24 protein-coding genes and 2 riboswitches are annotated in these 26,803 nt (G+C 71.0%); of the genes, 3 read left to right on the top strand and 21 right to left on the bottom strand.

Annotated features, from left to right (window positions below; all coding sequences use genetic code 11):
- Positions 1–4: 4 nt before the first annotated feature.
- The 11 genes from C6N31_RS15530 to C6N31_RS15480 all read right to left on the bottom strand — a co-directional run bounded on the left by C6N31_RS15530 (position 5) and on the right by C6N31_RS15480 (position 12,819).
- Complete coding sequence (locus tag C6N31_RS15530; protein WP_138354934.1) at positions 5–244, bottom strand: hypothetical protein; 240 nt, start codon at positions 242–244, stop codon at positions 5–7.
- Positions 241–1,734, bottom strand: a complete 1,494-nt coding sequence (gatA, locus tag C6N31_RS15525) for an Asp-tRNA(Asn)/Glu-tRNA(Gln) amidotransferase subunit GatA (RefSeq protein WP_138354933.1) — start codon at positions 1,732–1,734, stop codon at positions 241–243. The genes C6N31_RS15530 and gatA overlap by 4 nt, the downstream gene beginning before the upstream one ends.
- 5 nt (positions 1,735–1,739) lie before the next feature.
- Positions 1,740–2,036, bottom strand: a complete 297-nt coding sequence (gene gatC, locus C6N31_RS15520; RefSeq protein WP_138354932.1) for an Asp-tRNA(Asn)/Glu-tRNA(Gln) amidotransferase subunit GatC — start codon at positions 2,034–2,036, stop codon at positions 1,740–1,742.
- A 129-nt stretch (positions 2,037–2,165) separates the two neighbouring features.
- Positions 2,166–4,304 (bottom strand): putative bifunctional diguanylate cyclase/phosphodiesterase, encoded by a 2,139-nt coding sequence (locus C6N31_RS15515; RefSeq protein ID WP_198357690.1) that lies wholly within the window; start codon positions 4,302–4,304, stop codon positions 2,166–2,168.
- 219 nt (positions 4,305–4,523) lie between these two features.
- Positions 4,524–6,686, bottom strand: coding sequence for an NAD-dependent DNA ligase LigA (ligA, locus tag C6N31_RS15510; RefSeq protein ID WP_138354930.1), 2,163 nt, complete (start codon positions 6,684–6,686; stop codon positions 4,524–4,526).
- Positions 6,687–6,703: 17 nt separating this feature from the next.
- A complete protein-coding gene (locus C6N31_RS15505) occupies positions 6,704–7,714 on the bottom strand; it encodes a methionine synthase (RefSeq protein ID WP_138354929.1) in 1,011 nt (336 codons plus the stop codon).
- Between the two features lie 246 nt (positions 7,715–7,960).
- A complete protein-coding gene (locus tag C6N31_RS15500; protein WP_138354928.1) occupies positions 7,961–8,650 on the bottom strand; it encodes an SDR family oxidoreductase in 690 nt (229 codons plus the stop codon).
- A complete protein-coding gene (locus C6N31_RS15495; protein ID WP_138354927.1) occupies positions 8,647–9,177 on the bottom strand; it encodes an LOG family protein in 531 nt (176 codons plus the stop codon). The genes C6N31_RS15500 and C6N31_RS15495 overlap by 4 nt, the downstream gene beginning before the upstream one ends.
- 32 nt (positions 9,178–9,209) lie before the next feature.
- Positions 9,210–10,376 (bottom strand): tRNA 2-thiouridine(34) synthase MnmA, encoded by a 1,167-nt coding sequence (gene mnmA, locus C6N31_RS15490; protein ID WP_138354926.1) that lies wholly within the window; start codon positions 10,374–10,376, stop codon positions 9,210–9,212.
- A 356-nt stretch (positions 10,377–10,732) separates the two neighbouring features.
- Positions 10,733–11,899, bottom strand: a complete 1,167-nt coding sequence (locus C6N31_RS15485; protein ID WP_138354925.1) for a cysteine desulfurase family protein — start codon at positions 11,897–11,899, stop codon at positions 10,733–10,735.
- Between the two features lie 56 nt (positions 11,900–11,955).
- Complete coding sequence (locus tag C6N31_RS15480) at positions 11,956–12,819, bottom strand: thioesterase family protein (RefSeq protein ID WP_138354924.1); 864 nt, start codon at positions 12,817–12,819, stop codon at positions 11,956–11,958.
- A gap of 148 nt (positions 12,820–12,967) precedes the next feature.
- Between C6N31_RS15480 and C6N31_RS15475 the strand changes: the two genes are divergently transcribed.
- Positions 12,968–13,711, top strand: a complete 744-nt coding sequence (locus tag C6N31_RS15475; protein WP_138354923.1) for an SDR family NAD(P)-dependent oxidoreductase — start codon at positions 12,968–12,970, stop codon at positions 13,709–13,711.
- Positions 13,712–13,732: 21 nt separating this feature from the next.
- Here the strand turns inward: C6N31_RS15475 and C6N31_RS15470 are convergent, their stop codons facing one another.
- From C6N31_RS15470 to C6N31_RS15440, 7 genes are all read right to left on the bottom strand, one after another.
- Positions 13,733–14,410, bottom strand: a complete 678-nt coding sequence (locus C6N31_RS15470; RefSeq protein ID WP_138354922.1) for a trimeric intracellular cation channel family protein — start codon at positions 14,408–14,410, stop codon at positions 13,733–13,735.
- Between the two features lie 13 nt (positions 14,411–14,423).
- The gene (locus C6N31_RS15465) at positions 14,424–15,842 is read right to left on the bottom strand and encodes a M1 family metallopeptidase (protein WP_138354921.1); all 1,419 of its coding nucleotides are present in this window, start codon (positions 15,840–15,842) and stop codon (positions 14,424–14,426) included.
- A 92-nt stretch (positions 15,843–15,934) separates the two neighbouring features.
- Positions 15,935–17,038 (bottom strand): ABC transporter ATP-binding protein, encoded by a 1,104-nt coding sequence (locus tag C6N31_RS15460; RefSeq protein WP_244809441.1) that lies wholly within the window; start codon positions 17,036–17,038, stop codon positions 15,935–15,937.
- Positions 17,039–17,049: 11 nt separating this feature from the next.
- Complete coding sequence (locus C6N31_RS15455; protein ID WP_138354949.1) at positions 17,050–18,093, bottom strand: ABC transporter ATP-binding protein; 1,044 nt, start codon at positions 18,091–18,093, stop codon at positions 17,050–17,052.
- A 101-nt stretch (positions 18,094–18,194) separates the two neighbouring features.
- Positions 18,195–19,205 (bottom strand): ABC transporter permease, encoded by a 1,011-nt coding sequence (locus C6N31_RS15450; protein ID WP_138354920.1) that lies wholly within the window; start codon positions 19,203–19,205, stop codon positions 18,195–18,197.
- 76 nt (positions 19,206–19,281) lie between these two features.
- A complete protein-coding gene (locus C6N31_RS15445) occupies positions 19,282–21,036 on the bottom strand; it encodes an ABC transporter substrate-binding protein (RefSeq protein ID WP_138354919.1) in 1,755 nt (584 codons plus the stop codon).
- A gap of 64 nt (positions 21,037–21,100) precedes the next feature.
- On the bottom strand, positions 21,101–22,099 hold the full coding sequence (locus tag C6N31_RS15440; RefSeq protein ID WP_138354918.1) for an ABC transporter permease: 999 nt from the start codon (positions 22,097–22,099) through the stop codon (positions 21,101–21,103).
- Positions 22,100–22,178: 79 nt separating this feature from the next.
- Between C6N31_RS15440 and C6N31_RS15435 the strand changes: the two genes are divergently transcribed.
- Both C6N31_RS15435 and C6N31_RS15430 read left to right on the top strand, forming a co-directional pair.
- Positions 22,179–22,394, top strand: coding sequence for a hypothetical protein (locus tag C6N31_RS15435; protein ID WP_138354917.1), 216 nt, complete (start codon positions 22,179–22,181; stop codon positions 22,392–22,394).
- A gap of 9 nt (positions 22,395–22,403) precedes the next feature.
- A complete protein-coding gene (locus C6N31_RS15430) occupies positions 22,404–23,933 on the top strand; it encodes a DUF885 family protein (protein WP_138354916.1) in 1,530 nt (509 codons plus the stop codon).
- Positions 23,934–23,951: 18 nt separating this feature from the next.
- On the opposite strand, the gene C6N31_RS15425 is transcribed toward C6N31_RS15430, so the two are convergent.
- The 3 genes from C6N31_RS15425 to C6N31_RS15415 all read right to left on the bottom strand — a co-directional run bounded on the left by C6N31_RS15425 (position 23,952) and on the right by C6N31_RS15415 (position 26,399).
- Complete coding sequence (locus C6N31_RS15425) at positions 23,952–24,713, bottom strand: enhanced serine sensitivity protein SseB C-terminal domain-containing protein (RefSeq protein WP_138354947.1); 762 nt, start codon at positions 24,711–24,713, stop codon at positions 23,952–23,954.
- 158 nt (positions 24,714–24,871) lie between these two features.
- A complete protein-coding gene (locus C6N31_RS15420; protein WP_187145030.1) occupies positions 24,872–25,648 on the bottom strand; it encodes an enhanced serine sensitivity protein SseB in 777 nt (258 codons plus the stop codon).
- An 88-nt stretch (positions 25,649–25,736) separates the two neighbouring features.
- Positions 25,737–26,399 (bottom strand): AAA family ATPase, encoded by a 663-nt coding sequence (locus C6N31_RS15415; protein ID WP_187145029.1) that lies wholly within the window; start codon positions 26,397–26,399, stop codon positions 25,737–25,739.
- A gap of 170 nt (positions 26,400–26,569) precedes the next feature.
- Positions 26,570–26,665: riboswitch (glycine riboswitch) on the top strand.
- A riboswitch (glycine riboswitch) is annotated at positions 26,666–26,777 on the top strand.
- The last annotated feature ends 26 nt before the right edge of the window (positions 26,778–26,803 follow it).

Here is a 26,803-nt window from a genome sequence, read left to right as displayed (position 1 = left end):
CCTCTCAGTCCGCCAGGACGTCGTCGTCGGCGAGGCTGCGCAGCTCGCGGACGAGCAGTGCCAGGCCGGTGGCGATGGCGGCGGCGCTGATCACGGCGTCGGCCAGCATCAACCGGTCGTGCTCGCCCTGAGCGTTGCGTGCCTGCTTGATGGTGCTCACGGCGCCGAAGAGCGTGGTGCCGATCGAGATGTACAGGCCGAGCTTGCTCTTCTTGAAGCCCTTGGCCTTCTTCAGGGTGCTCACAGCGCGGGTGCCTCCTCAAGCAGCGGGTGACCCCATCGTCCGGTGAACGCGGCCTCGACCGCGGCACCGACCCGGTAGAGCCGGTCGTCGGCCATGGCCGGGGCGATGATCTGCAGCCCGACCGGGAGCCCGTCCTCGGGAGCCAGGCCGCACGGCACGGACATCGCCGCGTTGCCGGCCAGGTTGGACGGGATGGTGCACAGGTCGGCGAGGTACATCGCCATGGGGTCGTCCACGCGCTCGCCGATGGGGAACGCGGTGGTCGGGGTGGTCGGCGAGACCAGCACGTCCACGGTGCCGAAGGCGGCCTCGAAGTCGCGCGAGATCAGCGTGCGGACCTTCTGCGCCGAGCCGTAGTACGCGTCGTAGTAGCCGGAGCTGAGCGCGTACGTGCCGAGGATGATGCGGCGCTTGACCTCGTCGCCGAAGCCGGCCTCGCGGGTGAGCGCGGTGACCTCCTCGGCGGACTTCGTGCCGTCGTCGCCGACCCGCAGGCCGTAGCGCATGGCGTCGAAGCGGGCCAGGTTGGACGAGGCCTCGGACGGCGCGATCAGGTAGTACGCGGGCAGCGCCAGCTTGAACGAGGGGCAGGAGATCTCCACGATCTCGGCGCCCAGCTCGCGCAGCAGCTCCACGGACTCGTTGAACCGCTGCATGACGCCGGCCTGGTAGCCCTCGCCGCCGAACTCCTTGACGACGCCGATCCGCATGCCCTTGACGTTGCCGTTGCGGGCCGCCTCGACGACGGCCGGGACCGGTGCGTCGATGGACGTCGAGTCCAGCGGGTCATGGCCGGCGATCGCCTCGTGCAGCAGCGCCGCGTCCAGGACCGTACGGGCGCAGGGTCCGCCCTGGTCGAGGGAGGACGAGAAGGCGACCATGCCGTAGCGGGAGACGCCGCCGTAGGTCGGCTTGACGCCGACCGTGCCGGTGACGGCCGCGGGCTGGCGGATCGAGCCACCGGTGTCGGTGCCGATCGCGAGCGGCGCCTGGTAGCTGGCGAGCGCCGCGGACGAGCCGCCGCCGGAGCCGCCGGGGATCCGGGTGAGGTCCCACGGGTTGCCGGTCGGGCCGTAGGCGCTGTTCTCGGTCGAGGACCCCATGGCGAATTCATCCATGTTGGTCTTGCCGAGGATGACGATGCCCGCGTCCTTGAGGCGCTTGGTCACCGTCGCGTCGTACGGCGGGATCCAGCCGTCGAGGATCTTGGAGCCGACGGTGGTCGGGATCCCCTTCGTGGTGAAGATGTCCTTCAGCGCGAGCGGGACGCCGGCCAGCGGGCCGAGCTTCTCGCCCTTGGCGCGCCGCTCGTCGACGGCGCGGGCGGCGTCGAGCGCGCCCTCGGTGTCGACGTGCAGGAAGGCGTGCACCTTCTCGTCGACGGCGCCGATGCGGTCGAGGTGCGCCTGGGCGACCTCGACGGCGGAGGCCTTGCCGGTGGCGACGACGTCGGCGGTCTCGGCCGCGGTGAGCCTGGTCAGGTCAGTCATGGTGATTAGTCCTCCCCCAGGATCTGCGGCACCTTGAAGCGCTGCTGCTCCTGCGCCGGGGCGCCGGAGAGCGCCTCGGCCGCGGTCAGCGACGGCCGGACCTCGTCCGGGCGCATGACATTGGTCAGCGGCAGCGCGTGGGAGGTCGGGGGTACGTCCTCGCCGGCCACCTCGGATACGCGGGCGACCGCGCCGATGATCACGTCGAGCTGCTCGGCGAAGTGGTCGAGCTCTTCGTCCTTCAGCTCAAGACGCGACAGCCGGCCGAGGTGGGCGACCTCCTCGCGTGTGATGCCAGGCATGCAGCGATCCTCTGGGGGTGAGTTCGATGGTTTCGCGCCCAATCCTATGGGGGCGGACCCCCTGGCGACGAAACGGTTAAGGCCGCGGGCCGCCGGTGCGGCCCACAGCGTGGCGGGAACCGGCCCGTACTACGGCACGGCCTGCCCGGACGGCTGGTCCGCGTCCGCCACCGGTGCGTGCTCCGGCTCCGGCTCACGCTCCAGCGCGTTGGGGCGCCGCCAGCCGTGCTCACCGCGGGCGCGCAGCCAGGCGGTCGCCTCGTCGGGCGGCATCGCGGCGGCGACCAGCCAGCCCTGTACGGCGTCGCAGCCCAGGTCCCGCAGCCGCTCCCAGGTCTCGTCGTCCTCCACGCCCTCGGCGACGACGAGCAGGCCGAGCGAGTGTGCGAGGTCGACGGTGCAGCGGACGATTTCGGCGTCCTCGTTGTCGAGGACCAGCCGGGCCACGAACGAGCGGTCGATCTTCAGCTCGCTGACCGGCAGTTTGCGCAGGTGGACCAGGGAGGAGTAGCCGGTGCCGAAGTCGTCGAGCGACATCTTCACGCCGTGCCCGGTCAGCCCGGCCATGGTGTCGGCGGCCCGCTGCGGATCCTCCAGCAGGACGTGTTCGGTTATCTCCAGTTGCAGTGAGCCGGGCGGGACGCCGTGCCGGGCGAGCCGCGCGGCGACCGCGCCCGCGAAGCCGGGGCTGTGCACATCGCGCGGCGAGACGTTCACCGCGACCGGTACGTCCAGGCCCATCTTGCGCCAGCGGGCGACCTGGCCCAGCGCCGTCTCCAGCACGTACTCGGTCAGCTGGGGCATCAGCCCGGAGGTCTCCGCCATGGCGATGAACTCCTCGGGATTGACCCGGCCGCGCTGCGGGTGCTCCCAGCGCACCAGCGCCTCCAGGCCGGCGATCTTCCCGTCGAAGCAGACCTTCGGCTGGTAGTGCAGTTCGACGTCGCCCGAGTCCAGCGCCCGGCGCAGATCGCCCAACAGGCCCAGCCGGTCCGGGGTGTTGCCGTCCCGGGTCGCCTCGTAGACCTCGACGCCGCTGCGGTCGCGCTTGGCCTGGTACATCGCCACGTCCGCGCGCCGCAGCAGCCCTTCGGCGTCCACCGCGTGGTCGGGGAAGACCGCCACACCGGCGCTGGCCTCCAGCACCAGGGTCAGCCCGTCGAGACTCAGCGGTGAGCCGAGGGCCGCCACCAGGGCGCGGGCGATGCGCTGGGCGCGGGTCGGGGAGTCGCAGCAGGGCAGCAGGACGGCGAACTCGTCGCCGCCCAGCCGGGCCGCCTCGGCGCCGCGGGGCAGCGCGAGCCGCAGCCGGTCGGCGACCTGGAGCAGCAGCCGGTCGCCGGCCAGGTGCCCGAGGGTGTCGTTGACCGACCGGAACTTGTCGAGGTCGATGAGGATCAGGGCGGTGCGTTCGCTGTTGCGCTCCGCGTCGTCCAGTGCGGTCCAGGCGCGTTCCAGCAGCCACTGGCGGTTGGGCAGCCCGGTCAGCGGGTCGCGCAGCTGCTCCTCGGCGCGGGCGTGCGCGATCCACAGCGTCGAGTCCAGGGCGATGAGCGGGACGGCGAACAGCGGCAGCAGGACCGGCATGTCGCAGCCGACGACCAGGATCAGCGGGGAGAGCCCCAGCAGGGCGACGCCCACCATCCCCTGGCGCATCAGCGCGGTGCGGGCCACCGTCGGCAGACCGCCGCCGCGCGGGGCGACCGCGTACCAGAGCAGCGCACGCGTGGCGGTCAGGTAGGCCAGAGCGGTGACGACGATCGCCGGACCGGCCGCCAGACCCCAGTCCTCGGGGTGCCAGGGCGTGGCCACCGAGGGGTGCACACCGAAGCAGGCCAGGGTCAGCGAGGCCGTGCCGACGCCGAGTATGTCCACGGCGCCGTGCAGCAGCGCCTGCCGCCAGCGGTGCCGGCGGGCGGCGCCGACCAGCACCACGACGGCCAGGCTGACCAGCACCGACGGCACCCAGCCGTAGAGCAGCAGCATCGCCAGGGTGAGGGCCGCGCCGGAGCCGGTGCCGCCCCACCACCGGTCGCGGCCCATCGCCACCAGATGGCCGACGATGATGCCGGTCAGGACGGCGAACGCCCAGCCGACGGTGCCGCCGGGGAAGAGCGCCCGGCCCTCATGGACGGCGCCCAGGACGCCGGCCGCCAGTGCGAGTCCCGCGACCGCCACCACCGCGATGCGTAAAACCGCCGGGGGCAGTACCGGCGCGGCCGGCCAACGCAGCCGCTGCGCCGGTCCGGCGCCCTCCGTCGGTTCCATTCCTGTCCCTCTCACAGCCTGGTGCGACACCCGGGTCCACCGCGCCGTGCCCGCAGCGGATACCCGCAAAGGCTGCTGGAAGGTTCATGCCCTTCCGGCGCGCCTCTCAACAGTAGGCCGCAGAAGGCTGCCTCGGGCACCGATCGACCGTGGTTGCCCGAATGGGATCCCCGCACCCGGAACGTTCGGATATAGGCCGAACGGGTGATTGGCGCCGGGTTATTCGGCCGGGTTGACCGCCGCCTCCCGGGCGGCTTCCGGACCCTCGGACAGCAGCACCGCGAAGCCCGGCTCGTCGAGGATGGGCACCTTCAGCTGGACGGCCTTGTCGTACTTCGAGCCGGGGTTGTCCCCCACCACCACGAAGTCCGTCTTCTTGGAGACCGATCCGGTGACCTTCGCCCCGAGCGAGGTCAGCGCCTCCTTCGCCCCGTCCCGAGTGTGGCCGGTGAGCGTGCCGGTCACGACGGCGGTGAGTCCTTCGAGCGGCCGCGGGCCCTCGTCCGAGCCCTCCTCGGTGAACTTCACCCCGGCGGCACGCCACTTCTCGATGATCTCCAGATGCCAGTCCTCGGCGAACCACTGCTTGACCGAGGCGGCGATGGTCCCGCCGACCCCGTCCACCGCGGCCAGCTCGGCCTCCTCGGCGTCCCTGATCCGGTCGAGGTCCCGGAACTCCCTGGCCAGCGCCTCAGCGGCGACGGGCCCGACATGCCGGATCGACAGCCCGGTGATGATCCGCGCCAGCGGCCGGTCCTTGGCCGCGGCGATGTTCTCCAGCATGGCCAGCGCGTTCTTCTTCGGCTCGCCCTGCTGGTTGGCGAAGAAGGTGACGATCTTCTCGTCGCCGGTCTTGGCGTCCCGCTTGGGCAGCCCGGTGTCCTGGTCGAGGACGTACGACCGGATCGGCAGCAACTGCTCGATGTTCATGTCGAACAGATCGCCCTCGTCCTTGAGCGGCGGCTCGGAGGGCTCCAGCGGCTGGGTGAGCGCGGTGGACGCCACGTACCCGAAGTTCTCGATGTCGAGGCACTTGCGGCCCACCAGGTAGAAGATCCGCTCGCGCAACTGCGCCGGGCAGTACCGGGCGTTGGGGCACCGCAGATCGATGTCCCCCTCCTTCATCGGCTGCAGCGCCGTACCGCAGTCCGGGCACTCGGCCGGCATCACGAACTCGCGCTCGCTGCCGTCCCGCAGATCGACCACCGGGCCGAGGATCTCCGGGATGACGTCACCGGCCTTGCGCAGCACCACGGTGTCGCCGATGAAGACGCCCTTGGCCTTGACGACCTCCTGGTTGTGCAGGGTCGCGAACTCGACCTCGGAGCCGGCGACGGTGACCGGCTCGACGACCGCGTAGGGAGTGACCCTGCCGGTGCGGCCCACGCCCACCCGGATGTCCAGGAGCTTGGTGTTGACCTCCTCGGGCGCGTACTTCCACGCGATCGCCCAGCGCGGCGCCCGGGACGTCGACCCGAGCCGGCCCTGCAGCGGGATCTCGTCCACCTTGACGACGACGCCGTCGATCTCGTGCTCCACCGCGTCGTGCCGGTGCTCGCCGAAGTAGGCGATGAACTCCCGCACCTCGTCGAGGGAGCCGACGACCTTGTTGTGCGTCGCGGTGGGCAGACCCCATTCGTGCAGCAGCTCGTAGGCGTGCGACTGGCAGTCGATGTCGAAGCCCTCGCGGGCGCCGATGCCGTGCACCACCATGTGCAGCGGCCGGGAGGCCGTGACCCGCGGGTCCTTCTGCCGCAGGCTGCCGGCCGCGGCGTTGCGCGGATTGGCGAACGGCTTGTCGCCGGCCTCCACCAGCCGGGCGTTGAGCGCCTCGAACTCCTCGCCGGGGAAGTACACCTCGCCGCGGATCTCGACGAGCTCCGGGATCCGGCTCCCGGAGAGCCGGTCCGGGATGTCGGAGATGGTGCGGACGTTCGGCGTGATGTCCTCGCCGGTGCGGCCGTCGCCGCGGGTCGCGGCGCGGGTCAGCCGCCCGTACTCATAGGTGAGGTTGACGGCGAGGCCGTCCACCTTCAACTCGCACAGGAAGTGGTACGGGATGCCCTCGAGCTCGGCGGCGACCCGGTCCGCCCAGCCGGACAGCTCCTCGTCGTCGAACGCGTTGTCCAGCGACAGCAGCCGCTCGCGGTGCACGACCGAGGTGAAATCCGTCTGGTACGCCCCCGCGACCTTCTGCGTGGGCGAGTCCGGAGTGCGCAGGCCGGGGTGCTCGTCCTCGATCGCCTCCAGCTGCCGCAGCAGCCGGTCGAACTCGGCGTCGCTGACGACCGGCGCGTCGTTGACGTAGTAGCGGAAGCGGTGCTCCTCGACCTGCTCGGCCAACTGAGCGTGCTGTTCGCGCACTTCGGCAGGAATCTCCACGGCGGTCCTGTCCTTCCTCACTCAGGGTTGTCGACGAGCGATCGTGCCGCCTTGGCACAGTGCACCAGCGCGGCACGGGCATAGGCCGGCGAGGCCCCCGCCAGACCGCAGGAAGGGGTGACCGCCAGGGAGGTGCCCAACGCCCCCGGATCCAGCCCCAGCCTGCGCCACAGCGCCCGAACACCACTCACGCTACCGGCAGGGTCCGACAATCCGGTGTCCGTGCCCGGCACGACACCGGCGAACAGCGCCGTACCGCCCTCGACCGCCTCACCGAACGCGTCCCAGTCACTCTCCGTCAGCAACGCGAAATCGAACGAGATGCCCGAGACACCGGCCCGCCGCAGCATCCGGAACGGGACGTCCGGCGCGCACGAGTGGACGACCACCGGCACGTCCACGGCCTCGACCAGGCCGCGGATCATGTCCTCGGCCACCTGCCGGTCCACCACCCGGTACGTCCGGTACCCGCTCGCCGTCCGCACGTGCCCGCGCAGCACGGCGGTCAGCGACGGCTCGTCCAGCTGCAGCACCAACTCGGCACCGGGCACCCGCCGGCGCAGGTCGGCCAGATGCAGCCGCAGCCCCTCGGTGAGCGACCCGGCCAGGTCCCGGACGGCGCCGGGGTCGCCGAGCGCGGCCTCGCCGTTGGGCCGCTCCACCGACGCGGACAGCGTCCACGGGCCGACGGCCTGCACCTTCAGCGGACCCTGGAACCCCTGGGTGAACTCCTCCAGGGCATCCAGGTCCTCCCCCAGCCAGGCAACCGCCCGGCGGCTGTCCCGCCCCGGCCGGTCCCCGAACCGCCATCCGCTGGGCTCCACCCGGGCGTACAGATCGACCAGCATCCCGAGCGAACGCCCGATCATGTCCGCCCCGGGCCCCCTCGCAGGCAGCTCCGGCAGGAACGGCAGCGCCTCCACCGCCCCGGTAGCGGTCCGCGCGGCCTCCCGCGCATCACCTCCGGGCATCGACCCGACACCGGTAGCGGCACCAGCGGGCAGCGTGAACTTCGCATCCGTACTCACGCACGAAGCGTACGAGACCCACAGGTCGCGGACTCCCACCCCAACCCGCAGCAGTGCGGTGACGTGAGGGGGCCGGGCCCGCACCCCGAAGAGACCGGCACGTCCGAGGCACGAACGTGAGGGGGCCGGGCCCGCAGGGGTGGGGTTTCGAAATGCTGCCGAGCTATTTGTGAGCCGCCAGGCTCGTAAATAGTCGATTTCGAAGCCCCACCCCGGAGGGCCCGGCCCCCGACCGACCAACCCGCCTCAGCGACCCGGCCGGATCGTCAGATCGTTGATCTCCGCATCCCGCGGCAGATCGATGGCCGCCAGCATCGCCGTCGCCACCGACTCCGGGTCGATCCAGCGCGAAGCGTCGTACTCCGCCCCCTCCTGATGGTGCACCTTCTCCTGCATCGGGGTCGCCGTCCGCCCCGGGTACACGCTCGTCACCCGCACCCCGTTCCCGTGCTCCTCCTGCCGCAGCGAGTCCGCCACCGCCTTCAGGCCGTGCTTGCTCGCCGCGTACACCCCCCAGTTCGCATGCGCGTTGAGCCCTGCCCCGGAGTTCACGAAGACCACGTGGCCCTGCGACATCCGCAGCTGCGGCAGGAGCAGCCGCGTCAGCTCGGCCGGCGCGATCAGGTTGACGGCGAGGGTCTGCTGCCAGACCTTCGCGGTGAGCTCGCCGATGCCGCCGAGCTCGACGATGCCCGCGATGTGCAGCAGCGAGTCGAGCCGGTCCGGCATCGGCTGGTGGGCGAAGGCCCACGACAGCCGGGCCGGTTCCGCCAGGTCGCCGACGAGGGTGCGGGCGCCGGCGAAGCGCGACGCCAGCTCCTTGGCCCGGCCGGCGTCCCGCGCCAGGAGCAGCACCTCGTCGCCGCGGTCCAGCAGCCGCCGGGCGACAGCGGCGCCGATGCCGGAACCGGCGCCGGTGATCAGATGCGTGCTCACGCGTTCTCCTCCAGGTATGCCATGGCCTCGGCGCCGTCCTCGGCGAAGAAGACCAGGTCGCTCAGGGGCAGCGGCAGGAAGCCTTCGGCGTCCATCCGCTGGAACTGCAGTTTCAGGCCGTCGTAGAACCCCGCCGCGTTCAGCAGCACGACCGGCTTGGTGTGCAGGCCGTGCTTCTTCAGCTCGAGGATCTCGGTCGCCTCGTCCAGGGTGCCCGTACCGCCGACCATGATGACGATCGCGTCCGACCGCAGCAGCAGCTGCGCCTTGCGCTCCGCGAGGTCCGCGGTGATCAGCATCTCGTCGGCGTTCTTGCGCGCCTTGGTGTGCAGGAACTCCACGGACACGCCGACCAGCCGGCCGCCCGCTTCCTGCACGCCGTCCGCCACCACCTTCATGAGGCCCGACTCCGAGCCGCCCCACACGAGGGTGTGGCCGCCACGGCCGATCAGCCCGGCGAACTCGCGCGCGGGGACGGTGTAGCGCTCGTCGAGATCGGCGGCGGACATGAAGACACAGATGTTCATGCCCGCCACCCTACGAGGCGGCGCGGCGGGTCCTAAGCCTGACCACCGGAGCCGGCACCGGCGCCCGCACCGACGCCCGCGCGGGCCCGCTGCGTGGTGGCGATGGTCGCGGAGCCCACGACGCGGGTGCCGTCGTAGAGCACCACGGCCTGCCCCGGCGCGATGCCGCGCACCGGCTCGCCGTCGAACTCCACCAGCAGTTCGCCGTCGACCAGCTCGGCGGTGACGGGAACGTCCTCGCCGTGGGCGCGCAGCTGCGCGGTGTACGTGGCACGGCCGGTGGGCGGGGTGCCGCACCAGCGGGGCTTGATGGCGGTCAGTGCGGTGACGTCCAGCGCCTCGACCGGGCCGACGGTGACGGTGTTGTTCACCGGCGAGATGTCGAGCACGTAGCGCGGCTTGCCGTCGTCGGCGGGGGTGCCGATGCGCAGCCCTTTGCGCTGCCCGATGGTGAAGCCGAACGCTCCGCTGTGGGTGCCGAGACTGGTGCCGTCCTCGTCCAGGATCTCGCCCTCTGCGCTGCCGAGGTGCTTCGCGAGGAAGCCCTGGGTGTCGCCGTCGGCGATGAAGCAGATGTCGTGGCTGTCCGGCTTCTTCGCGACGGCCAGGTCGCGGCGCTCGGCCTCGGCGCGGATCTCGTCCTTGGTGGTGAGGGTGTCCCCGAGCGGGAACATCGCGTGCGCGAGCTGGCGCTCGTCGAGCACGCCGAGCACATAGCTCTGGTCCTTCGCGGCGTCCGAGGCGCGGTGCAGCTCACGGGTGCCGTCGTCGTTGATCACGACGGTCGCGTAATGGCCGGTGCAGACGGCGTCGAAGCCCAGCGCGATCGCCTTGTCCAGCAGCGCCGCGAACTTGATCTTCTCGTTGCAGCGCAGGCACGGGTTGGGCGTGCGGCCGGCCGCGTACTCCGCGACGAAGTCGTCGACGACGTCCTCACGGAAGCGGTCCGCCAGGTCCCACACGTAGAACGGGATGCCGATGACGTCGGCCGCGCGCCGGGCGTCACGGGAGTCCTCGACCGTGCAGCAGCCGCGGGCGCCGGTCCTGAAGGACTTCGGGTTCGCCGAGAGGGCCAGATGGACACCGGTGACGTCGTGGCCGGCCTCGGCGGCGCGGGCCGCGGCGACCGCGGAGTCGACGCCGCCGCTCATGGCGGCCAGGACGCGCAGGCGACGAGCGTCGCGGGGGGAGTCAGTCATAACCCCTCCAGAGTACGTTGCGGCTCCGGCGCGGTTCGACGGGATTACCGGCGCGGGCCGGAAGGGCGCCCTCAGACGCCGGGCGGGCTTTCGTGGCTGGGTCCGACCCGAAGCCCGGCGGGTCTCCTGCGCCTGCGGAGGGCGCCCTCAAACGCCGGGCGGGCTGGTTGTGGCTGGGGCCGTCCCCGAGCCGATCGGTGTCCTCCCCCGGACTTCGTCCGGGGGTGCCCGCAGAGGCTGACGTCACTGGACCCAGGGACTGATGCGGCTGCGCCCAGCCGGAACCGCTCCGCCGGGCCGGCTGAACGTGCCGGGATCAGCCCGGCCGCTTTCCTCCCGAAGCCGTCCGCAGGACGTCAGCTGAGGCCGGCCTTGCGGGCGCGTTCCACCACCGGGCCGATCGCCGCGGCCAGGGCGTCGATCTCGGGCTGGGTGGTGGTGTGGCCGAGGGAGAAGCGGAGGGAGCCGCGGGCGCGGTCGGCGGGCTGGCCCATCGCGATCAGGACGTGGCTGGGCTGCGCGACGCCGGCCGTGCAGGCGGAGCCGGTGGAGCAGGCGATGCCCTGGGCGTCGAGGAGGAGCAGCAGTGAGTCGCCCTCGCAGCCGGGGAACGTGAAGTGCGCGTTGGCCGGCAGCCGGCCCTCCGGGGCCGGGTCGCCGTTGAGTACGGCCTCCGGGACGGCGGCGAGCACCTTCGCCACCAGCTCGTCGCGCAGGGCGCCGACCTCGCGGGCGAACTGCTCACGCCGCTCGGCGGCCAGCGTCCCGGCCGTCGCGAAGGCGGCGATGGCCGGGACGTCGAGGGTGCCGGAGCGGCTGCGCTCCTGGCCGCCGCCGTGCAGCAGCGGGACGGGCGTGTGCTCGCGGCGCAGGACGAGCGCGCCGACGCCGTAGGGGCCGCCGATCTTGTGGCCGGTCACGGTCATGGCGTCGAGTCCGGAGGCCGCGAAGTCGACCTCGACCTGGCCGAACGCCTGGACCGCGTCCGCGTGCAGCGGGACGCCGTGCTCGCGGGCGACCGCGGCCAGCTCGCGGACCGGCATGATCGTGCCGACCTCGTTGTTGGCCCACATCACGGTCGCGAGGGCGACCGTCCCGGGGTCGCGTTCGATCGCCTCGCGCAGCGCGTCGGGATGCACCCGGCCGTACGCGTCGACCGGCAGCCACTCGACGCGCGCGCCCTCGTGCTCCACGAGCCAGTCGACGGCGTCCAGGACGGCGTGGTGCTCGACGGGGCTGGCCAGCACCCGGACCCGGCGCGGGTCCTCGGCCCGGCGGGCCCAGTACAGGCCCTTGACGGCGAGGTTGTCGGACTCGGTTCCGCCGCCGGTGAAGACGATCTCACTGGGGCGGGCGCCGAGTGCCTCGGCGAGCGATTCCCGGGACTCCTCGACGGTTCTCCGGGCCCGCCGCCCGGGTGCGTGCAGCGAGGAGGCGTTGCCGGTGACCGTGAGGTGCGCGGTCATCGTCCGCACCGCTTCCGGCAGCATCGGCGTGGTGGCGGCGTGGTCGAGGTAGGCCATGATGACGCCGATTCTACGGTCGCCCGGCCGGCTGTCGGGACCGACCCGGGCGACGGTCAGGACAGAAGGGCCCGCGCGAGCTGACGGGACTGCGCGACCAGGCGGTCCGCGCTGTCCCAGACCTGGGCGTCCTCCTCGAGGAAGCCGCCGGCCAGGTTGCGGGTGGTGATGGAGACGCGCAGCGGACCGGGCGCGGGGCGGCAGCGGATGTGCGCCGTCAGCTCGACGGTCGGGACCCAGCCCTTGATGCCGAGGTCGAAGGCGGTCGGCGGCAGGGCGTCGACCGTGAGCAGCAGCGAGAGCGGGTCGTGGTCGCGGCCGTCGGCCAGGCCGAGCCAGCCGCGCATGTCGCCCTTGCCGGAGGGGGCGCCGATCGCCCAGCCGGCGGTGGCGGGGTCGAGCCGCAGGTCGAGGCGCTGGATGATGGCGGTCGAGCCGGCGATGGCGCCGCCGCCCGCGGGCGCCGCGTCGGCGCCGAAGCACTCCTCGTAGGGCGGTATCGGCGGAACGGCGGCGGCGGTGCGCACGTCGTCCGGCAGTGCGTCGAGGTCGCCGTAGGCCGCCATGACCCGCATCCGCTCGACCTCGCGGCCCTCCGCGTCGGTCTGGAAGAGCGACGCCTGGCCGGTGGACAGGGTGCGGCCGGCGCGGACGGTCTCGGTGCGGATCGTCGCGGGGCCTGGCTGGGAGGCGGTGAGGTAGTGCGCGGTGACGGTGAAGGGGTCGGGGTGCGGCAGCGCCTGCTGGAGGGCGCGGCCGATCACGCCGAGCAGATAGCCGCCGTTGACGGCCTGGATGATGGTCCAGCCCGCCGAGAGGTCGGCGTCGTAGACACCGGGTTCACCGGGTCGCGGGACGACCGCCGTGTCCCGGTCGAATTCGCTGTCCCCGATGGTCGCCTGAGCTGCCGCATATGCCATGGCGTGAATGTTACCCGCCAGTAGCACCGTCTTGTCCAGCTCCTTGGACCTCATTCGACCGACCGGAACACCCTTGACACAGATGAGCCCGCTCCCTAGTTTCCAACCAAGGACATGACTCGAGTTCATATACCTGACGGAGTACACAGTGGGACGACGGGTAGTGGTGTCCGGCGGGGGCACAGGCATCGGGCTCGCGACCGCGGAGGCGTTCGCGGCCGACGGCGACCGGGTCGTCATCATCGGCCGGCGCGCCGAGCTGCTGCGGGAGACGGCGGACAAGCTCAACGCCACGCACGGCGACGGGCTGGTCAGCTGGACCGCCGCCGACCTCAGCGACCCGGAGCAGGTACGGGACGCGGCGCGGTTCGTCGAAGGAGACGGCCCGGTCGACGTGATCGTCACCAACGCGGGCGGCAACGTCGCCTCGTCCTCGGACGGGACGCTGGAGGGGATCGCGGCCGGCTACCGGAGGAACTTCGAGGCCAACGTGCTCACCGCGGTGCTGCTGACCGAGGCGCTGCTGCCGCAGATCCGGCGGCCCGGCGGGCGCATCGTGCATCTGTCCTCGATCGCCGCGCTCCGCGGCCCCGGCTCCTACGGCGGCGCCAAGGCGGCCCTGCACGCCTACACGTTCGAGCTGGCGCAGCGGCTGGGCACCGACGGGGTGACGGCCAACGCGGTCGCGCCGGGCTTCGTCGGCGACACCGAGTTCTTCGGCGACCGTGCGACGCCCGACTTCGTCGCGTCGCGGGTCTCCCAGACCCTGACCGGCCGGCCCGGCGCGCCCAGCGAGATCGCGGCGGCCATCCGGTATCTGGCCTCCCCCGAGGCGGCGTACGTCACCGGCCAGATCCTGCACATCAACGGCGGTGCGGCGCTGGGACGGTAGCCCGGAGCCCGGGCGGGCGCCCTACATCGCCTGCCGCGCCTCCTCCTCGCTCGTCGCCCTGCTCCTGCGGTGCCAGGCGCGGGGCGCGCGCCAGCCGAAGTACATGGCGCACAGCCGCAGCAGGAAGGCACTGACGACCGCGGCGCCGCTGGTGAACCCGGTGAGCGCGTCGAACTTGATCAGCAGCGCCGCCATGATCGAGCCGACCATGGCGGGGACCGCGTACAGGTCGCGGTCCCAGCGGAGCAGCGACGGCACCTCGTTGGCGAGCAGGTCGCGCAGCACGCCGCCGCCCGCCGCCGTGGCGAGCCCCAGGGCGGCGGACGGCACCAGGCCGAGGCCGTAGTCGTGCGCCTTGACGGTGCCGGCCACGCAGAAGAGGCCGAGGCCGGCGGCGTCGAAGACGTTCACGGTGGTGTTGATCCGCTCGACCTCGGGGTGCAGGAAGAACACCAGCACCGTGGCGAAGAGCGGGGTGCTGAAGTAGCCGAGGTCGCTGAAGGCGGCGGGCGGCACCGCCCCGATCATCAGGTCCCGGAAGATCCCCCCGCCCAGCGCGGTCACCTCGGCGAGCACGGCCATGCCGAACACGTCGTAGTTCTTGCGGACGGCGGCCAGCGCGCCCGAGATCGCGAAGACGAAGATGCCGACGATATCGAGCGTGTGCTGGACGGAGGGGGAGAAGAGTTCCGAGATCACGCCATATGGTCTCCTACGACAGGGCCGGCTTGCCCTTCGTGGAGAGCCAGGTACCGAACAGATCGTCCAGCTGCTGTCCGGACACCTTCTCGGCGAGCGCGGTGAACTGGGCCGTGTTCGCGTTGCCGTAGCGGTGCTGCGAGGTCCAGGTCTTGAGCAGCTTGAAGAAGGCGGCGTCGCCGATCTTCTCGCGGAGCATCTGGAGCGTCATCGCGCCGCGGGTGTAGACGGCGTCGGCGAACATCGTGTCGCGCTGCGGGTCGGCGACGTCGATCTGCCAGAAGGCGGCCGTGGCGGGGCGGCCGTTGTACGCGGCGAGGAACGCGTCGTGGGCGGAGCGGGTGCCCCGGTGCTCGGTCCACAGCCACTGGGCATAGGTCGCGAAGCCCTCGTTGAGCCAGATGTCCTTCCACTGCTCGACGCTCACCGAGTCGCCGAACCACTGGTGGGCCAGTTCATGGACGATCGTGGACTCGCTGCGGACCGCGGAGTAGGCGGGCTTGGACTGCACCTCCAGCGAGAACCCGGCCTCCGGCATGTCGTCGACGATCGCGCCGGTCTCCTCGAAGGGGTAGCGGCCGAAGACCTGGGACCAGTAGTCGGTGGCCTCGGCGGTGACGGCGTAGACGTCCACCGGGCCGTTGGCGAGGACCGGGTCGGTGGCGACGTAGATCGGTATGCCGCCCGGCGTGGTTCCGGTCTTGACGTCGAACTTCCCGATGGTGGCGGTCGCGAGGTAGGTGGCCATCGGCCGGGACTCACGCCAGGTGGAGACGGTGCGCGAGCCCTTGTCGTACTGGGAGGTGAGCACGCCGTTCGAGACGCCCTTGAGGCCCTTGGGGGCGCTGATCCGGATGTCGAAGGTGGCCTTGTCGGCCGGATGGTCGCTGCCGGGGAACCAGGTCGAGGCGGCGTTCGGCTCACAGGCGACGAAGACACCGTCGGTGGTCTTCATCCACCCGTAGTTGGAACCGAAGACGATGGGGCCGCTCAGCGGCTCCGGAACTCCGCCGTAGACGACGGTGGTGGTGAACTCCTGCCCCTTGCGCAGCGCGTGCCGCGGGGTGATGACGATCTCGTCGCCGCTGCGGGTGAAGCGCGCCGGCTTGCCGTCCACGCTGACCGAGGTGACGGTGAGCTGCTGCAGGTCGAGGTCGAAGGAGGAGAGGTTCTGGTTGGCGCGGGCGGTGACGGCCGCCCGGCCGTCGAGCCGGTCACTGGCCGGGTCGTAGGAGACGTCGAGCCCGTAGTGCGCGACGTCGTAGCCGCCGTTGCCGAGTTGGGGGAAGTACGGGTCCCCGATGCCGGGGGCGCCGGGCTTGGGGCTGTGCGAGGCGGCTGCCGACGCGGGGGCGCCGGAGATCAGACAGGCCGAGACGCTGATGACAGCGAGTGCGGTGCCGAGGAGTCGGGCCGGACGGGAGGGTGCCATGGGGGTCTGCCCTTCGGACGCGAACAGTGACGCGCCGACTCTGCACCCTCCCCCCTCGTCATGACCATGACTTTTCGCTAAGTGGTCATGCACTAAAGGTCAGTTGGCTGATTACCGATCGCCGGGCCGTTCTCCGCGCCCTTCCCCTGGGCGTTCTTCTCCTGGGCCTTCGCCGGAGCGTTCTCCGGGTGGTGGCACGCCACCTCGTGTCCCGTGGCGAGCGCGATCAGCGGCGGCTCCTGCGTGGAGCACACCTCGGTCGCCTTCCAGCACCGGGTGTGGAAGCGGCAGCCGGACGGCGGGTTGATCGGCGACGGCACATCGCCGGTCAGCAGGATCCGCTGCCGCGCGGTACGCCGCTTCGGGTCCGGCACCGGCACCGCCGACAGCAGCGCGTTGGTGTACGGATGCATCGGCTGCCCGTAGAGCGCCTCGCGGTCCGCCACCTCGACGACCTTGCCGAGGTACATCACCGCGATCCGGTCCGAGACGTGCCGGATGACGGACAGGTCGTGCGCGATGATCACGTACGTCAGCCCGAGCTCGCTCTGCAGGTCGTCCAGCAGATTGACCACCTGCGCCTGGATGGAGACGTCCAGCGCCGAGACCGGCTCGTCCGCGACGACCAGCTTCGGCTTGAGGGCGAGCGCCCGCGCGATCCCGATGCGCTGCCGCTGCCCGCCGGAGAACTCGTGCGGATAGCGGTTGTAGTGCTCGGGGTTGAGGCCGACCAGCTCCAGGAGGTTCTGCACCTCCTTCTTCACGCCCGACTCCGTCGCCACCTTCTGGAGCTTGAACGGCGCTCCGACGATGGTGCCGATGGTGTGCCGCGGATTGAGCGAGGAGTAGGGGTCCTGGAAGATCATCTGCACATCGCGGCGCAGCGGTCGCATCTCCCCCACGCTCAGATGGGTGATGTCACGGCCCTGGAACTCGATCTTCCCGCCGGTGGGTTCGAGCAGCCGGGTGATCAGCCGGCCCATGGTGGACTTGCCGCAGCCCGACTCCCCCACCACGCCGAGCGTCTGGCCCGCCGCCACCTGCAGGTCGATCCCGTCGACCGCCTGCACCGCGCCGACCTGCCGGCGCAGCATTCCCTTGGTGATCGGGAAGTGCTTGACCAGGCCGGTGACCCTGAGCAGGGGCTCCGCCCCCGCGGTGGACTGCTGGGGGATCTTCACGTCTTCTTGAGGCACGGCCTGGTCCTTCACAGCTTGGGCGCAATCTCTTCGGTCCAGATCCGGTCCCGGTCCTGCTCGCCGAGGTGGCAGGCCGACCAGTGCCCGGCCGCGGTCTCCCGCAGCTCCGGCACGATCGTCTCGCTGGAACCGCCGTTGAGCCCGACGTACGGGCAGCGCGGGTGGAAGGCGCAGCCGGACGGCACGTTGATCAGGCTGGGCGGGGCGCCCTTGACCGGGTTGAGCCGTTCGGTCCGCTCGCGGTCCATGCGCGGCATGGAGCCCAGCAGGCCCCAGGTGTACGGGTGCTGCGGTTCGGTGAAGACCTTCTCGGCCGTACCGCGCTCGACGCACCGGCCGGCGTACATCACCAGCAGGTCGTCGGCGAGCTCCGCCACCACGCCCAGGTCGTGCGTGATCATGATGACCGCGGAGCCGAACTCCTTCTGCAGGTCCCGGATCAGGTCCAGGATCTGCGCCTGCACGGTGACGTCCAGGGCGGTCGTCGGCTCGTCGGCGATCAGCAGTTCCGGGTTGTTGACCAGCGCCATCGCGATCATCGCGCGCTGGCGCATACCGCCGGAGAACTGGTGCGGATAGTCGGCGACCCGCTGGTGCGGCTCGGGGATGCCGACCCGGTCCAGCATCTCGATCGCCCGCTTGCGGGCGACCTGCTTGCTGACGTCCTGGTGCACCCGGCAGGCCTCGACGATCTGCGCGCCCACCGTGTAGTAGGGGTGCATCGCCGAGAGCGGGTCCTGGAAGATCATCGCCATCTTCATGCCGCGCAGCCGCCGTACCCGGTCGGGGTCTGCGCCGATCAGCTCCTCGCCGTCCAGCCACACCTCGCCGGAGATCCTGGCCTTGGCGGTGCGGTGCAGGCCCATGATGCCCAGCGAGGTCACGGACTTGCCGGAGCCGGACTCCCCGACGATGCCGAGCGTCCGGCCGCGCTGGAGATCGAAGCTGATCCCGTCGACCGACCGGACGAGGCCGTCGTCGGTATTGAAGTGGATCTTCAGATCGCGTACCGCCAGGAAGGCCTCCGCGGTGTCCGGCCGGGCGGTGAGCACCGGCTCGCCGACCGTGGCCCCCGCACTCGGAGCCGGCCCGTCCTCCTTGCGCAACGGGTCGCGGTCGCTGTCCTTCCGCAGCGGATCGCTGCCGGCGGTGCTCACGAGTACCTCACCCTGGGGTCGATAGCGGCGTACAGCAGGTCCACCAGGAGACTGCACATGATGATGAAGAAGGCCGCGACCATGGTCACGCCGAGCACGATGGGCAGGTCGTTGTCCCTGATCCCGTCGACAGCGTAGGCGCCGATCCCCTTGAAGGAGAAGACGTTCTCGGTGATGACGGCGCCGCCGATCAGCAGACCGAAGTCCATGCCGAAGATCGTGACGATCGGGGTGAGTGCGGCCCGCAGCCCGTGTTTGGCGACGACCCTGCTCTCCCGCAGCCCCTTGGCCCGCGCGGTGCGGATGTAGTCCTCGCCCATCGTCTCCAGCATCCCGGCGCGGGTGAGCCGCGCGTAGAGGGCGGAGTAGAGGAAGGCCAGGCTGCACCAGGGCAGGACCAGGTTCCAGGCCCACTGGAACGGATCGTCGGAGATGGGCACGAACTGGACGTTGTCCCAGATGTGCCAGTTGTACTGGAAGAAGCCCAGCGCGAGCATTCCGGTGAAGAAGGTCGGCAGCGAGACGCCGGCCAGCGCGACACCCATCGACAACCGGTCGAAGAACGAGCCGCGCTTGAGGGCCGACAGCACACCGATGGCCACCCCGGAGATCACCCAGATCACGGCGGCACCGATGGCCAGTGACAACGTGACCGGAATACGGGACTTCAGCTCGGGCCACACCTCGATGTGGCTCTTGAAGGAGTAGCCGAAGCAGGGCGCGTGGCAGACCGACGCGTCCGGGCCGAACTTGTAGTTCGCCCCGACGGCGATGGCCTTGATGAAGTGCCAGTACTGCTCGTAGAGCGGCAGGTCGAAGCCGAGGTTCTTCTTGACCGCCGCGATGCTCTCGGGGTTGGCGTCCTTGCCGACGTACTGGGTGGCCAACTGGGTGGTGGTTTGCCCGCCGAGGCGCGGCAGAAGGAAGAAGATCGCGAATGTGACCGCGCTGACGACCAGCAGCAGCAGCAAAGCGGCGATCACGCGTCGAATGATGTACGCAGTCACAGCCGTGCGGCGCCGGGCCCGCCGGGCCGGGGGTCACCCGGCCCGGCGGACACCGATGCCTTCACCTGCCTTCCGATTACTTGGAGGAGCTGATCAGCAGGTAGTCGTACATGCCCAGGAAGGCCTGCGTGACCGTGACATTGGTCGCGGACGGCGGCCGGTAGAGCAGGTTCTTGCGGTACAGCAGCGGCACCACGGACGCGTTCTCCATGGTCAGCTTGTCGATGTCGCCCCACGCCTTGGTGCGGGCGGCGCTGTCCGTGTTCGCGATGGCGTCCGACAGGGCCTTGTTGATCGTCGGGTCGTTCAGCTCCATCAGGTTGTTGCCGCCCGAGGGCTTGATGGCGCTGCCGTCGATGATCTGGTCGAGGAAGCCGTAGCCGGTCGGCCAGTCGGCGCCCCAGGCCATCATCATCATGCCGAGGCCGTGCGAGTGGACGTAGTCCGGGACACCCGCGAAGTTGGAGAAGTACTTACCGGCCGGGAAGCTCTTGATGTTGACCGTGATGCCGACAGCCTTCAGCGAGTTCTGGATCGCCGTCGCCGCCGCCATCTCGGAGGCCCGGTCGGAACGCGCCGACAGGTTGGTGGTGAAGCCGCCGGGCTGGCCGCAGGCGGTCAGCGCGGCCTTGGCCTTCGTGGTGTCGCCCTTGTTGCCCGGGGTCGGGTACAGGTCGAACTTGCTGTAGCCGTTGACCGACGGCGGCAGCAGCGTGGTGGCGACGTCGCCCTTCACATTGCCGCCCGCGGCGGTCTGCACCGAGGTCTTGTCGATCGCCCACTGGACCGCCTTACGGCAGTCCGGGTTGTCGAACGGCTTCACGTTCACGTTCAGCGCCACGTAGGACGTGGCTCCCGCGTACGAGTTGTCCGTGTTCTTCTTGTTCGCCGCGCTCAGCACCGACGGCTGGCTCGCGGGCTGCACACCCGCGCCGGCCGCGTCGACCGTGATGGTGCCGGCCAGCAGGTCCTTGTCGATCGTGACGCCGTTCACCTTGAACTTCATCGTGATCTTGTCCGGGAGCGCGGGACGCAGCGGGTCGATCGCCTTCGACCACATCGGGTTGCGCACCAGGACGGCGCTCTTGCCGTCGTCGTAGGACTCGAACTTGTACGGGCCCGTCGACATGATGTGCTTCACGTACTGGGCGCCGGTGTCCTTGGCCTGCGGCACGGGTGCGGTCTGCGAGAACGTCGCCAGGTAGTCGAAGTCCGCGAAGGGCTTGCTCAGGTGGAAGACGATCGTCGAGTCGTCCGGGGTCTCGATGGACGCGAGCCCGCCGGGGCTCTTGTCCTTGTACGGACCCTTGTACGCGTCGCCGCCGACCAGGTACGCCTTGAAGTACGTCGGGCCGTTGGACAGCGCCTCGGGCGCGAAGTTGCTGCGCTCGATCGCGTACTTGACGTCCTTGGAGGTGACGAGGGTGCCGTCCTCGTACTTCACGTCCTTGCGGATCGTGTAGGTCCAGGTCTTGGCGTCGGCGCTGGCCTTGCCGAGACCGGTGGCGAGGTCCGGGACGATCTGCAGGCCCTCGGCGCCCGCGGCGGGCTTGAAGGTGACCAGCGTGCGGCCGTACAGCCGGGAGAAGTTCTGCACCCAGCCGTAGTAGGTGTTCCCCGGGTCGAGCGAGTCGGGCACGTCGGAGTGCTCGTACGAGACCGTCCCACCGGCCTTGTCACTCTTGTTGACGACCTGGGTGAGGGCGGCGTCGGTACCCGCGCTCGTCCCCGTTCCCTTGTCGGTGGTCTTGTCGCTGCTGCTGCAAGCGGACGCTCCCAAGGCCAGAGCCGTGGCAAGCGCCAGCACCGCTGTCGCTTTTCTGCTGTTCATGCCGAGGAAAGCCCCCTCGTTCGGTGGAGATACACAGCCGCGCGCGGAAGGTCGCGCCGCGGGGTCACTTGCTGCGGGGATCGAGGGCGTCGCGCAGCCCGTCGCCCAGCAGGTTGAATGCCAGGACCGTGACGAAGATCGCCAGGCCGGGCACGATCATGTATTGCGGATCGGCCTCGTAGAGATCGATCGCGCTGGTGAGCATGCCGCCCCAGGACGATTGCGGCGGGGCGATTCCGACCCCGAGGAAGCTCAGTGCGGCCTCGAAAATGATGTTGGTCGGAATCAGCAGCGTCGAATACACGAGGATCGGCGCCACAAGGTTGGGGAGCAGCTCACGGAAAAGAATGAACGGACCGCGGGCACCCAGGCTGCGGGCGGCTTCCACGAACTCACGTTCACGCAGGCTGAGGGTCTGCCCGCGCACAATTCGACCCATGTAGGGCCAGTTGAAGAATCCGATGACGAAGATCAGTACGCAGATGCGGAGCGGAAGTCCGTCCAGTCCGAACGCGCCGTCCTGCAGCGAAGCCGAAATGGAGATCGCGAAGAGCAGCAGCGGAAAGGCCAGGAAGGTGTCCATCATGCGGCTGATCACGCTGTCGACCCAGCCGCCGTAGTAGCCGGCGATGACGCCGAGCACCGTACCGATGACGTTGGACAGGATCGTCGCGCCGGTCGCCACGAGCAGCGACACCCATGATCCCTCGATCACCCGGGCCAGCAGATCGCGGCCGAACTGTGGATCGACCCCGAGCGGATGTTCCCAACTCATGCCGCCCCAGGCGCCCTTGGGCGCGAGAAGCACCGGGTCCACGAGGTCCTGATGGAACGCGTTGGGGTCCAGGCCGAAGATCGACTCGATCGGCTTCGCCAGCACGGCCAGCAGCACCAGGAGGATCACGACGATGCCGCCGGCCACGGCCACCTTGTCGCGCCGGAAGCGCAGCCAGGCGATCTGGCCGAGGGAACGTCCCTCGATCTGACTCTTCTTGACCCCACTGAGAATGGCTTCGGGCTGCGCCCCGGCCTGTGCGGCAGTGGTCTCGATCGGTGCGGTCATGGTGAAACTGACCCCTCTCGCCGGCGGATAACCGGCGCGCGCCCGCCGCTGTAGCGGCTTTACTCTTCACTCATCAGTCGTGCTGCTGGTGCTGTGCCATGCTCAATTGCAGGGAAAACAGGCGGTGCAGGCGGTGCTGTTGGTGCAGGCGGAGCAGGTGTTCGCCGGGGCCGCGAGCCCCTTGCGGCGAGAGTCTTCATCCAGTCCGCGATCACCCGCCAGACCTCACAACGAATGGATGCGCAACTGTGATCTGGTGAATCATCGTCCGTTATGGGGCTCGCGCCGGATGTAACGTCGGCACATGAATGATCGGCTGCATGCGGTGTGCGACCTGATGATCCCCACTGTCCGGGAAATGGCCGGTCTGCACGAGTACGACGGGCGGGTGCAGGATTTGTCACCCGCCGGCGTCCGGCGCGGACTGTCCGCCCTCGCGCACGCGCGGCGCGGGCGCCCGGCCCCGCACGGCGCGCGCGAGCGCCATGACGACGCGCACCTGTCCGTCTTCGAGAACGCGCTGAAGGTGCAGTACGGCGAGCTGGAGCTGCACCGCCGCGACCCGTACCCCCATCTGTCCAACCTGGAACTGGCCTCCTACGACCGCGAGTACGCCCCCCGGCAGGAGCGAGCCGCCGCCCGGCTCAAGCACCTGGCGCAGTGGCCGGAGGCGGTGGACGCCGCGATCAGCTCGCTCGACCGGGTGAGCGCCCCGGTCGCGGGCGCGCTCCTCGGCGCCGTACGCGGGCTGGCCGCGGGACTCCACCCGGACCAGGGCCCCGAGGCCGCCGCGGCGCTCCCCGCGCACGAGCGGCTGGTGGCGCATGTGGCCCGGGCGGCGAAGACGGGCGATCCCGACCCTCGGCTCGGCGGCGCCGCGCTGGCCGCCCTGATGGGCAGTCAGGAGGGCCTGCCCGTCGACCTGACGGCGCTGGCGGACGAGGCGGCCCGCGAACGGGACCGGCTGACGGAGCTGCTGACCGAGTCCTGTCGCGCGCTCGACCCGGACCGCGACGTCGACGAACTGATCGCGGAGCTCCTCGCCGACCACCCGGCGGCCGACGGCGTCATCCCGGAGGCCGCCCGGCTGACCGAGGAGGTCATCGAGTTCACCCGGGCCAAGCGGCTGGTGCCGCATCTCGACGGCGACTGCCTGGTCGGCCCCGCACCGCCCTCCCGCCGCTGGGCGATGGCGATGATGTCCTGGGCCGCGCCCGGCGAACCCGACGCCGCCTCCTGGTACCACGTCACCCCGCCGGAGCCGGACTGGCCGGATTCCGAGCGTGAGGAGTGGCTGACCGTCTTCAGCCGCACCAGCCTCCCCTCGATCACCGTGCACGAGGTCGCCCCCGGCCACTTCGCGCACGGGCGCTCACTGCGCCGCGCGCCCACGCCCGTCCGGCGGGTCCTGCACTCGCTGTCCTTCTGCGAGGGCTGGGCGCACTACGTCGAGGAGGTCTGCCTCGAAGAGGGCTTCCGGGCCCGCGACCCGCGGTTCGCCATCGGGGTGGCCCTGGAGGCGCTGGTACGCGTCACCCGGCTGTCCTGCGCCATCGGTCTGCACACCGGCGCGATGACGGTCGACGAGGCCACCGAGCTCTTCATGCGCGATGCCCACCTGGCCCGCGCCGGCGCCGCCTCCGAGGCCCGCCGCGGCACCTTCGACGCCGCCTACGGGCGCTACACCTGGGGCAAGCTGGAGATCATGCGACTACGCGAGCGGGCCCGCCGCGACTGGGGGTCCGGTTTCTCGCTGGAACGCTTCCACGGCGCGCTGCTGGACCTCGGCAGCCCGCCGCTCGGCCTCATCGGCGCGGCGCTCAGCGGCGCGTAGCGAACCCTCGACCGGCCCCTAGCGGGGCGCCTGGCCCTGCGGCCAGCCCTGCTGCGGCCAGCCCCAGGCGGCCGCGGGGGCCGGGCCCGAGGCGGCGTGCGCCTCACGGTCGAAGAAGGGCTGGCCGTTCATCCGCATCCACATGGCGACGGGGTCGTACTCGTCCGCCATGGCGACCGTGGAGACGGCCAGCCCGTCCGGCACTCCGCTGATCGACTGCTGCATCATCAGGCGTACCGCTTCCACCGCCTGTGGCGAGGAGTCGTACATGTCCAGGCCGATGGCGAGATACGGCTCGCCCAGCGCGGGCTGCACCCAGGCGCGGCGCAGCGACCGTACGGCCGGCGTCCGGTGGGCGTGCTGCGAGAGCAGGGCGTAGAACTGCGGGATCTGCAGGGCGGGCTCGCCGATCTGCAGCGGTCCGGCGGGCAGCCGTTCGAGGCCGGTGGCGATCCGGCGCAGGTCGAGCCAGGGGATGCCGACGCCGCCGCCGGGGGCGTGCGGATTCAGCCACAGTCCCCAGCGCTCGGGGAACAGGGCGGTCGCGATGTCGCGGCCCTGGACGATCTCATGGGCCCGGTTCCAGCCGCTGGTGGCGAGCTCCTGGGGGGAGGTGACGGCCGGCGCGTAGCCGTAGCCGTCGATCTCCATGTTCCCGTACTGGGCGTCCGGTGATCCGGGTGAGCCGTGCCACAGCAGCATCCAGACCTGGCCGCCGGCCAGCGACACGAGCAGATCCTCGTAGGCGTCGAATCGTCCGGGCGCCACCTGTCGAAGCATCTGCTCGACGTGGCCGGCTGCCGCCGCACCGCCTTGCGCGCCCGCGATCACGTGGGTCCGCCCCTTCTCTCCGTCACCGGTGTCACCGGGTCCGGCGCACGCCTGTGCACCGCCCGCCATCAAACCAGGTTGTGCGCCCCCGCAGACAGCGCACGGGCTCAGTCCCGTCCGAAGAAGGGCCGGACCCGCTCCAGCATCCAGTCGCCGACGGGGTCCTGGGCGATGTCCAGCAATACCAGCTGCACCGGCAGCGGCAGCGGTACGGCGCCGAGTGCGCGGCCCAGCGCGTCCATCGCGGCGGCCCGGTCCTCGTCCTGCCAGCGGTCCAGCTCGACGCCGACGAACAGCTGCGGGGGCGCGCCCTCGACGCTGGCCACCGCGCGCCGCGCGGAGAGCACCACCGGGGTGACCGCGAACTCGCCCGCGGCGGCGGCGAGGAAGTCGACCGGCTCGTCGTCCGGCTCGGGCTCCCACAGCCGGACCCGGCCGCCGGTCGCCGACCGCGGGTCGCGGTCGGACCGGCAGAGGTCCTGGACGGCGGGGGGCGGCAGCGGGATCCCGGCCGTCCCGCCCGGATTGACGGCGATGCCGACCTCCGGGGGCAGCCCGCGGGCGAACTCGCGGGCCGGTGCGACGGTGCAGGCCATCCCCTGGGCGGCCCGCAGGAACTGGTGCTCGGAACTGAACACCGGTATGTACAGGGTGCCGTCGATCTCGAAGGACGGCAGGTCCAGGTCCCGGCTGCCGGGCCCGCCGCCGTTGGGCAGCGGAACCCACAGCTGGGAGCGGCCGAGCACTTCGAGGAGCCGGGCGTTCACACCCGGAGTGCCGACGCTCGCTGCGAGGACGGCTTCGAGTTCGTTGGCCGGCCATGCGTCGGCCGGGCCGGGGGCGCCTCCAGCGGTGGCCGGGGGCGGCGGAAGCTGCGTGTTCACTGCGCTGTGCCTCGCGGGATAGGGCCTGAGTGTCTGCTGCGTGCGGCCGGCGACCGCCGTTCCCGACGTCTGCCGCCCTGCCGGAACCCTAGCGGTAACCCGGTTGGCAACTGCCCTGATCCGCGGTAACGGCCACCGGTGACGCCTCGGATCCGGCCCGGCCGCCGCCGAAGACTATCCGCCGCACCGCACCCGCCGCGGGCCGGTCCAGAAGCAGCGCGGAGACACAGCCGTCGGGCCGTCCGCCGGGCCCGGCCAGCGCCACCAGCCGCCGGGCGGCCCTGCGGTGCCGGGCCATGGCGTACCCGGACACCATCCGCCCGCGCGCGAGCTGGCCGGCGCGGGCGGCGTCCTCCGGGACGTCCAGCACCAGCAGGTGCAGCCCCCGGCCGCGGCGCCGGGCGTCCCGGGCCAGCCAGCGCCGTACCCAGGCCAGCGAGCCGCAGTCGTGGACGACGAGGCTGGCGCCGGTGCGCAGCGCCCGGCGCAGCCTCGCGTAGTGGTCGAGCCGTACCAGCGGGCGGTACGCCGCGTACGGGAGCAGGGCCGGCATCAGCGCCTCCCAGTGCAGCCGTACGTCCTGCGAGTCGATCCGGCGGACCGCTCCTCCGGGATCCCCTGCGCCGTCCCGTTCGTCGACCGCGCGCCGCATGAGCGTGCTCTTGCCGCTGCCCGGCAGTCCCGACACGACCAGCACGTCCCCCGCCGGGTAGCGCAGCGTCGTCCCGGCCCACCGCTCGTCCCCCTGCACAGCCCCCACCTCCCCGAGGCCGGCCTGCCGGCCTCGGCCTCGACCGGGCCCCGGTGGAACCCGGCCACTGTCAGTAAAGAGAGGGTAATGGCAAGCAAAGGGTTTCCCCAGAGGCCCGGTGGCTTCCGCCGCATGCAATGATGAGCGCCACAACTTGCATACTGGCCGTTCGAGGCCGCGCGGGAGAGTCCCTGCCATCATGAGCAGGGCGCCGAAGGAGCAAGTCCTCCCTTGAATCTCTCAGGCACAGTCACCGCGCGGGCGAGGCACATCTGAAAAGCGGTCGGGCCCGTTCACGGTCCGACCCACCCAAGGTGCAAGCCGGGGCCCCACCAGGCCGCGGTGAACCTCTCAGGTTCCGATGACAGATGGGGAGGCCCCTTCCTTCGGGGTTTCGTCATTCT

The sequence above is a fragment of the Streptomyces fildesensis genome (assembly GCF_016107395.1).
Taxonomy (GTDB): domain Bacteria; phylum Actinomycetota; class Actinomycetes; order Streptomycetales; family Streptomycetaceae; genus Actinacidiphila; species Actinacidiphila fildesensis.
This window is presented reverse-complemented; position numbering and strand designations above follow the sequence as displayed.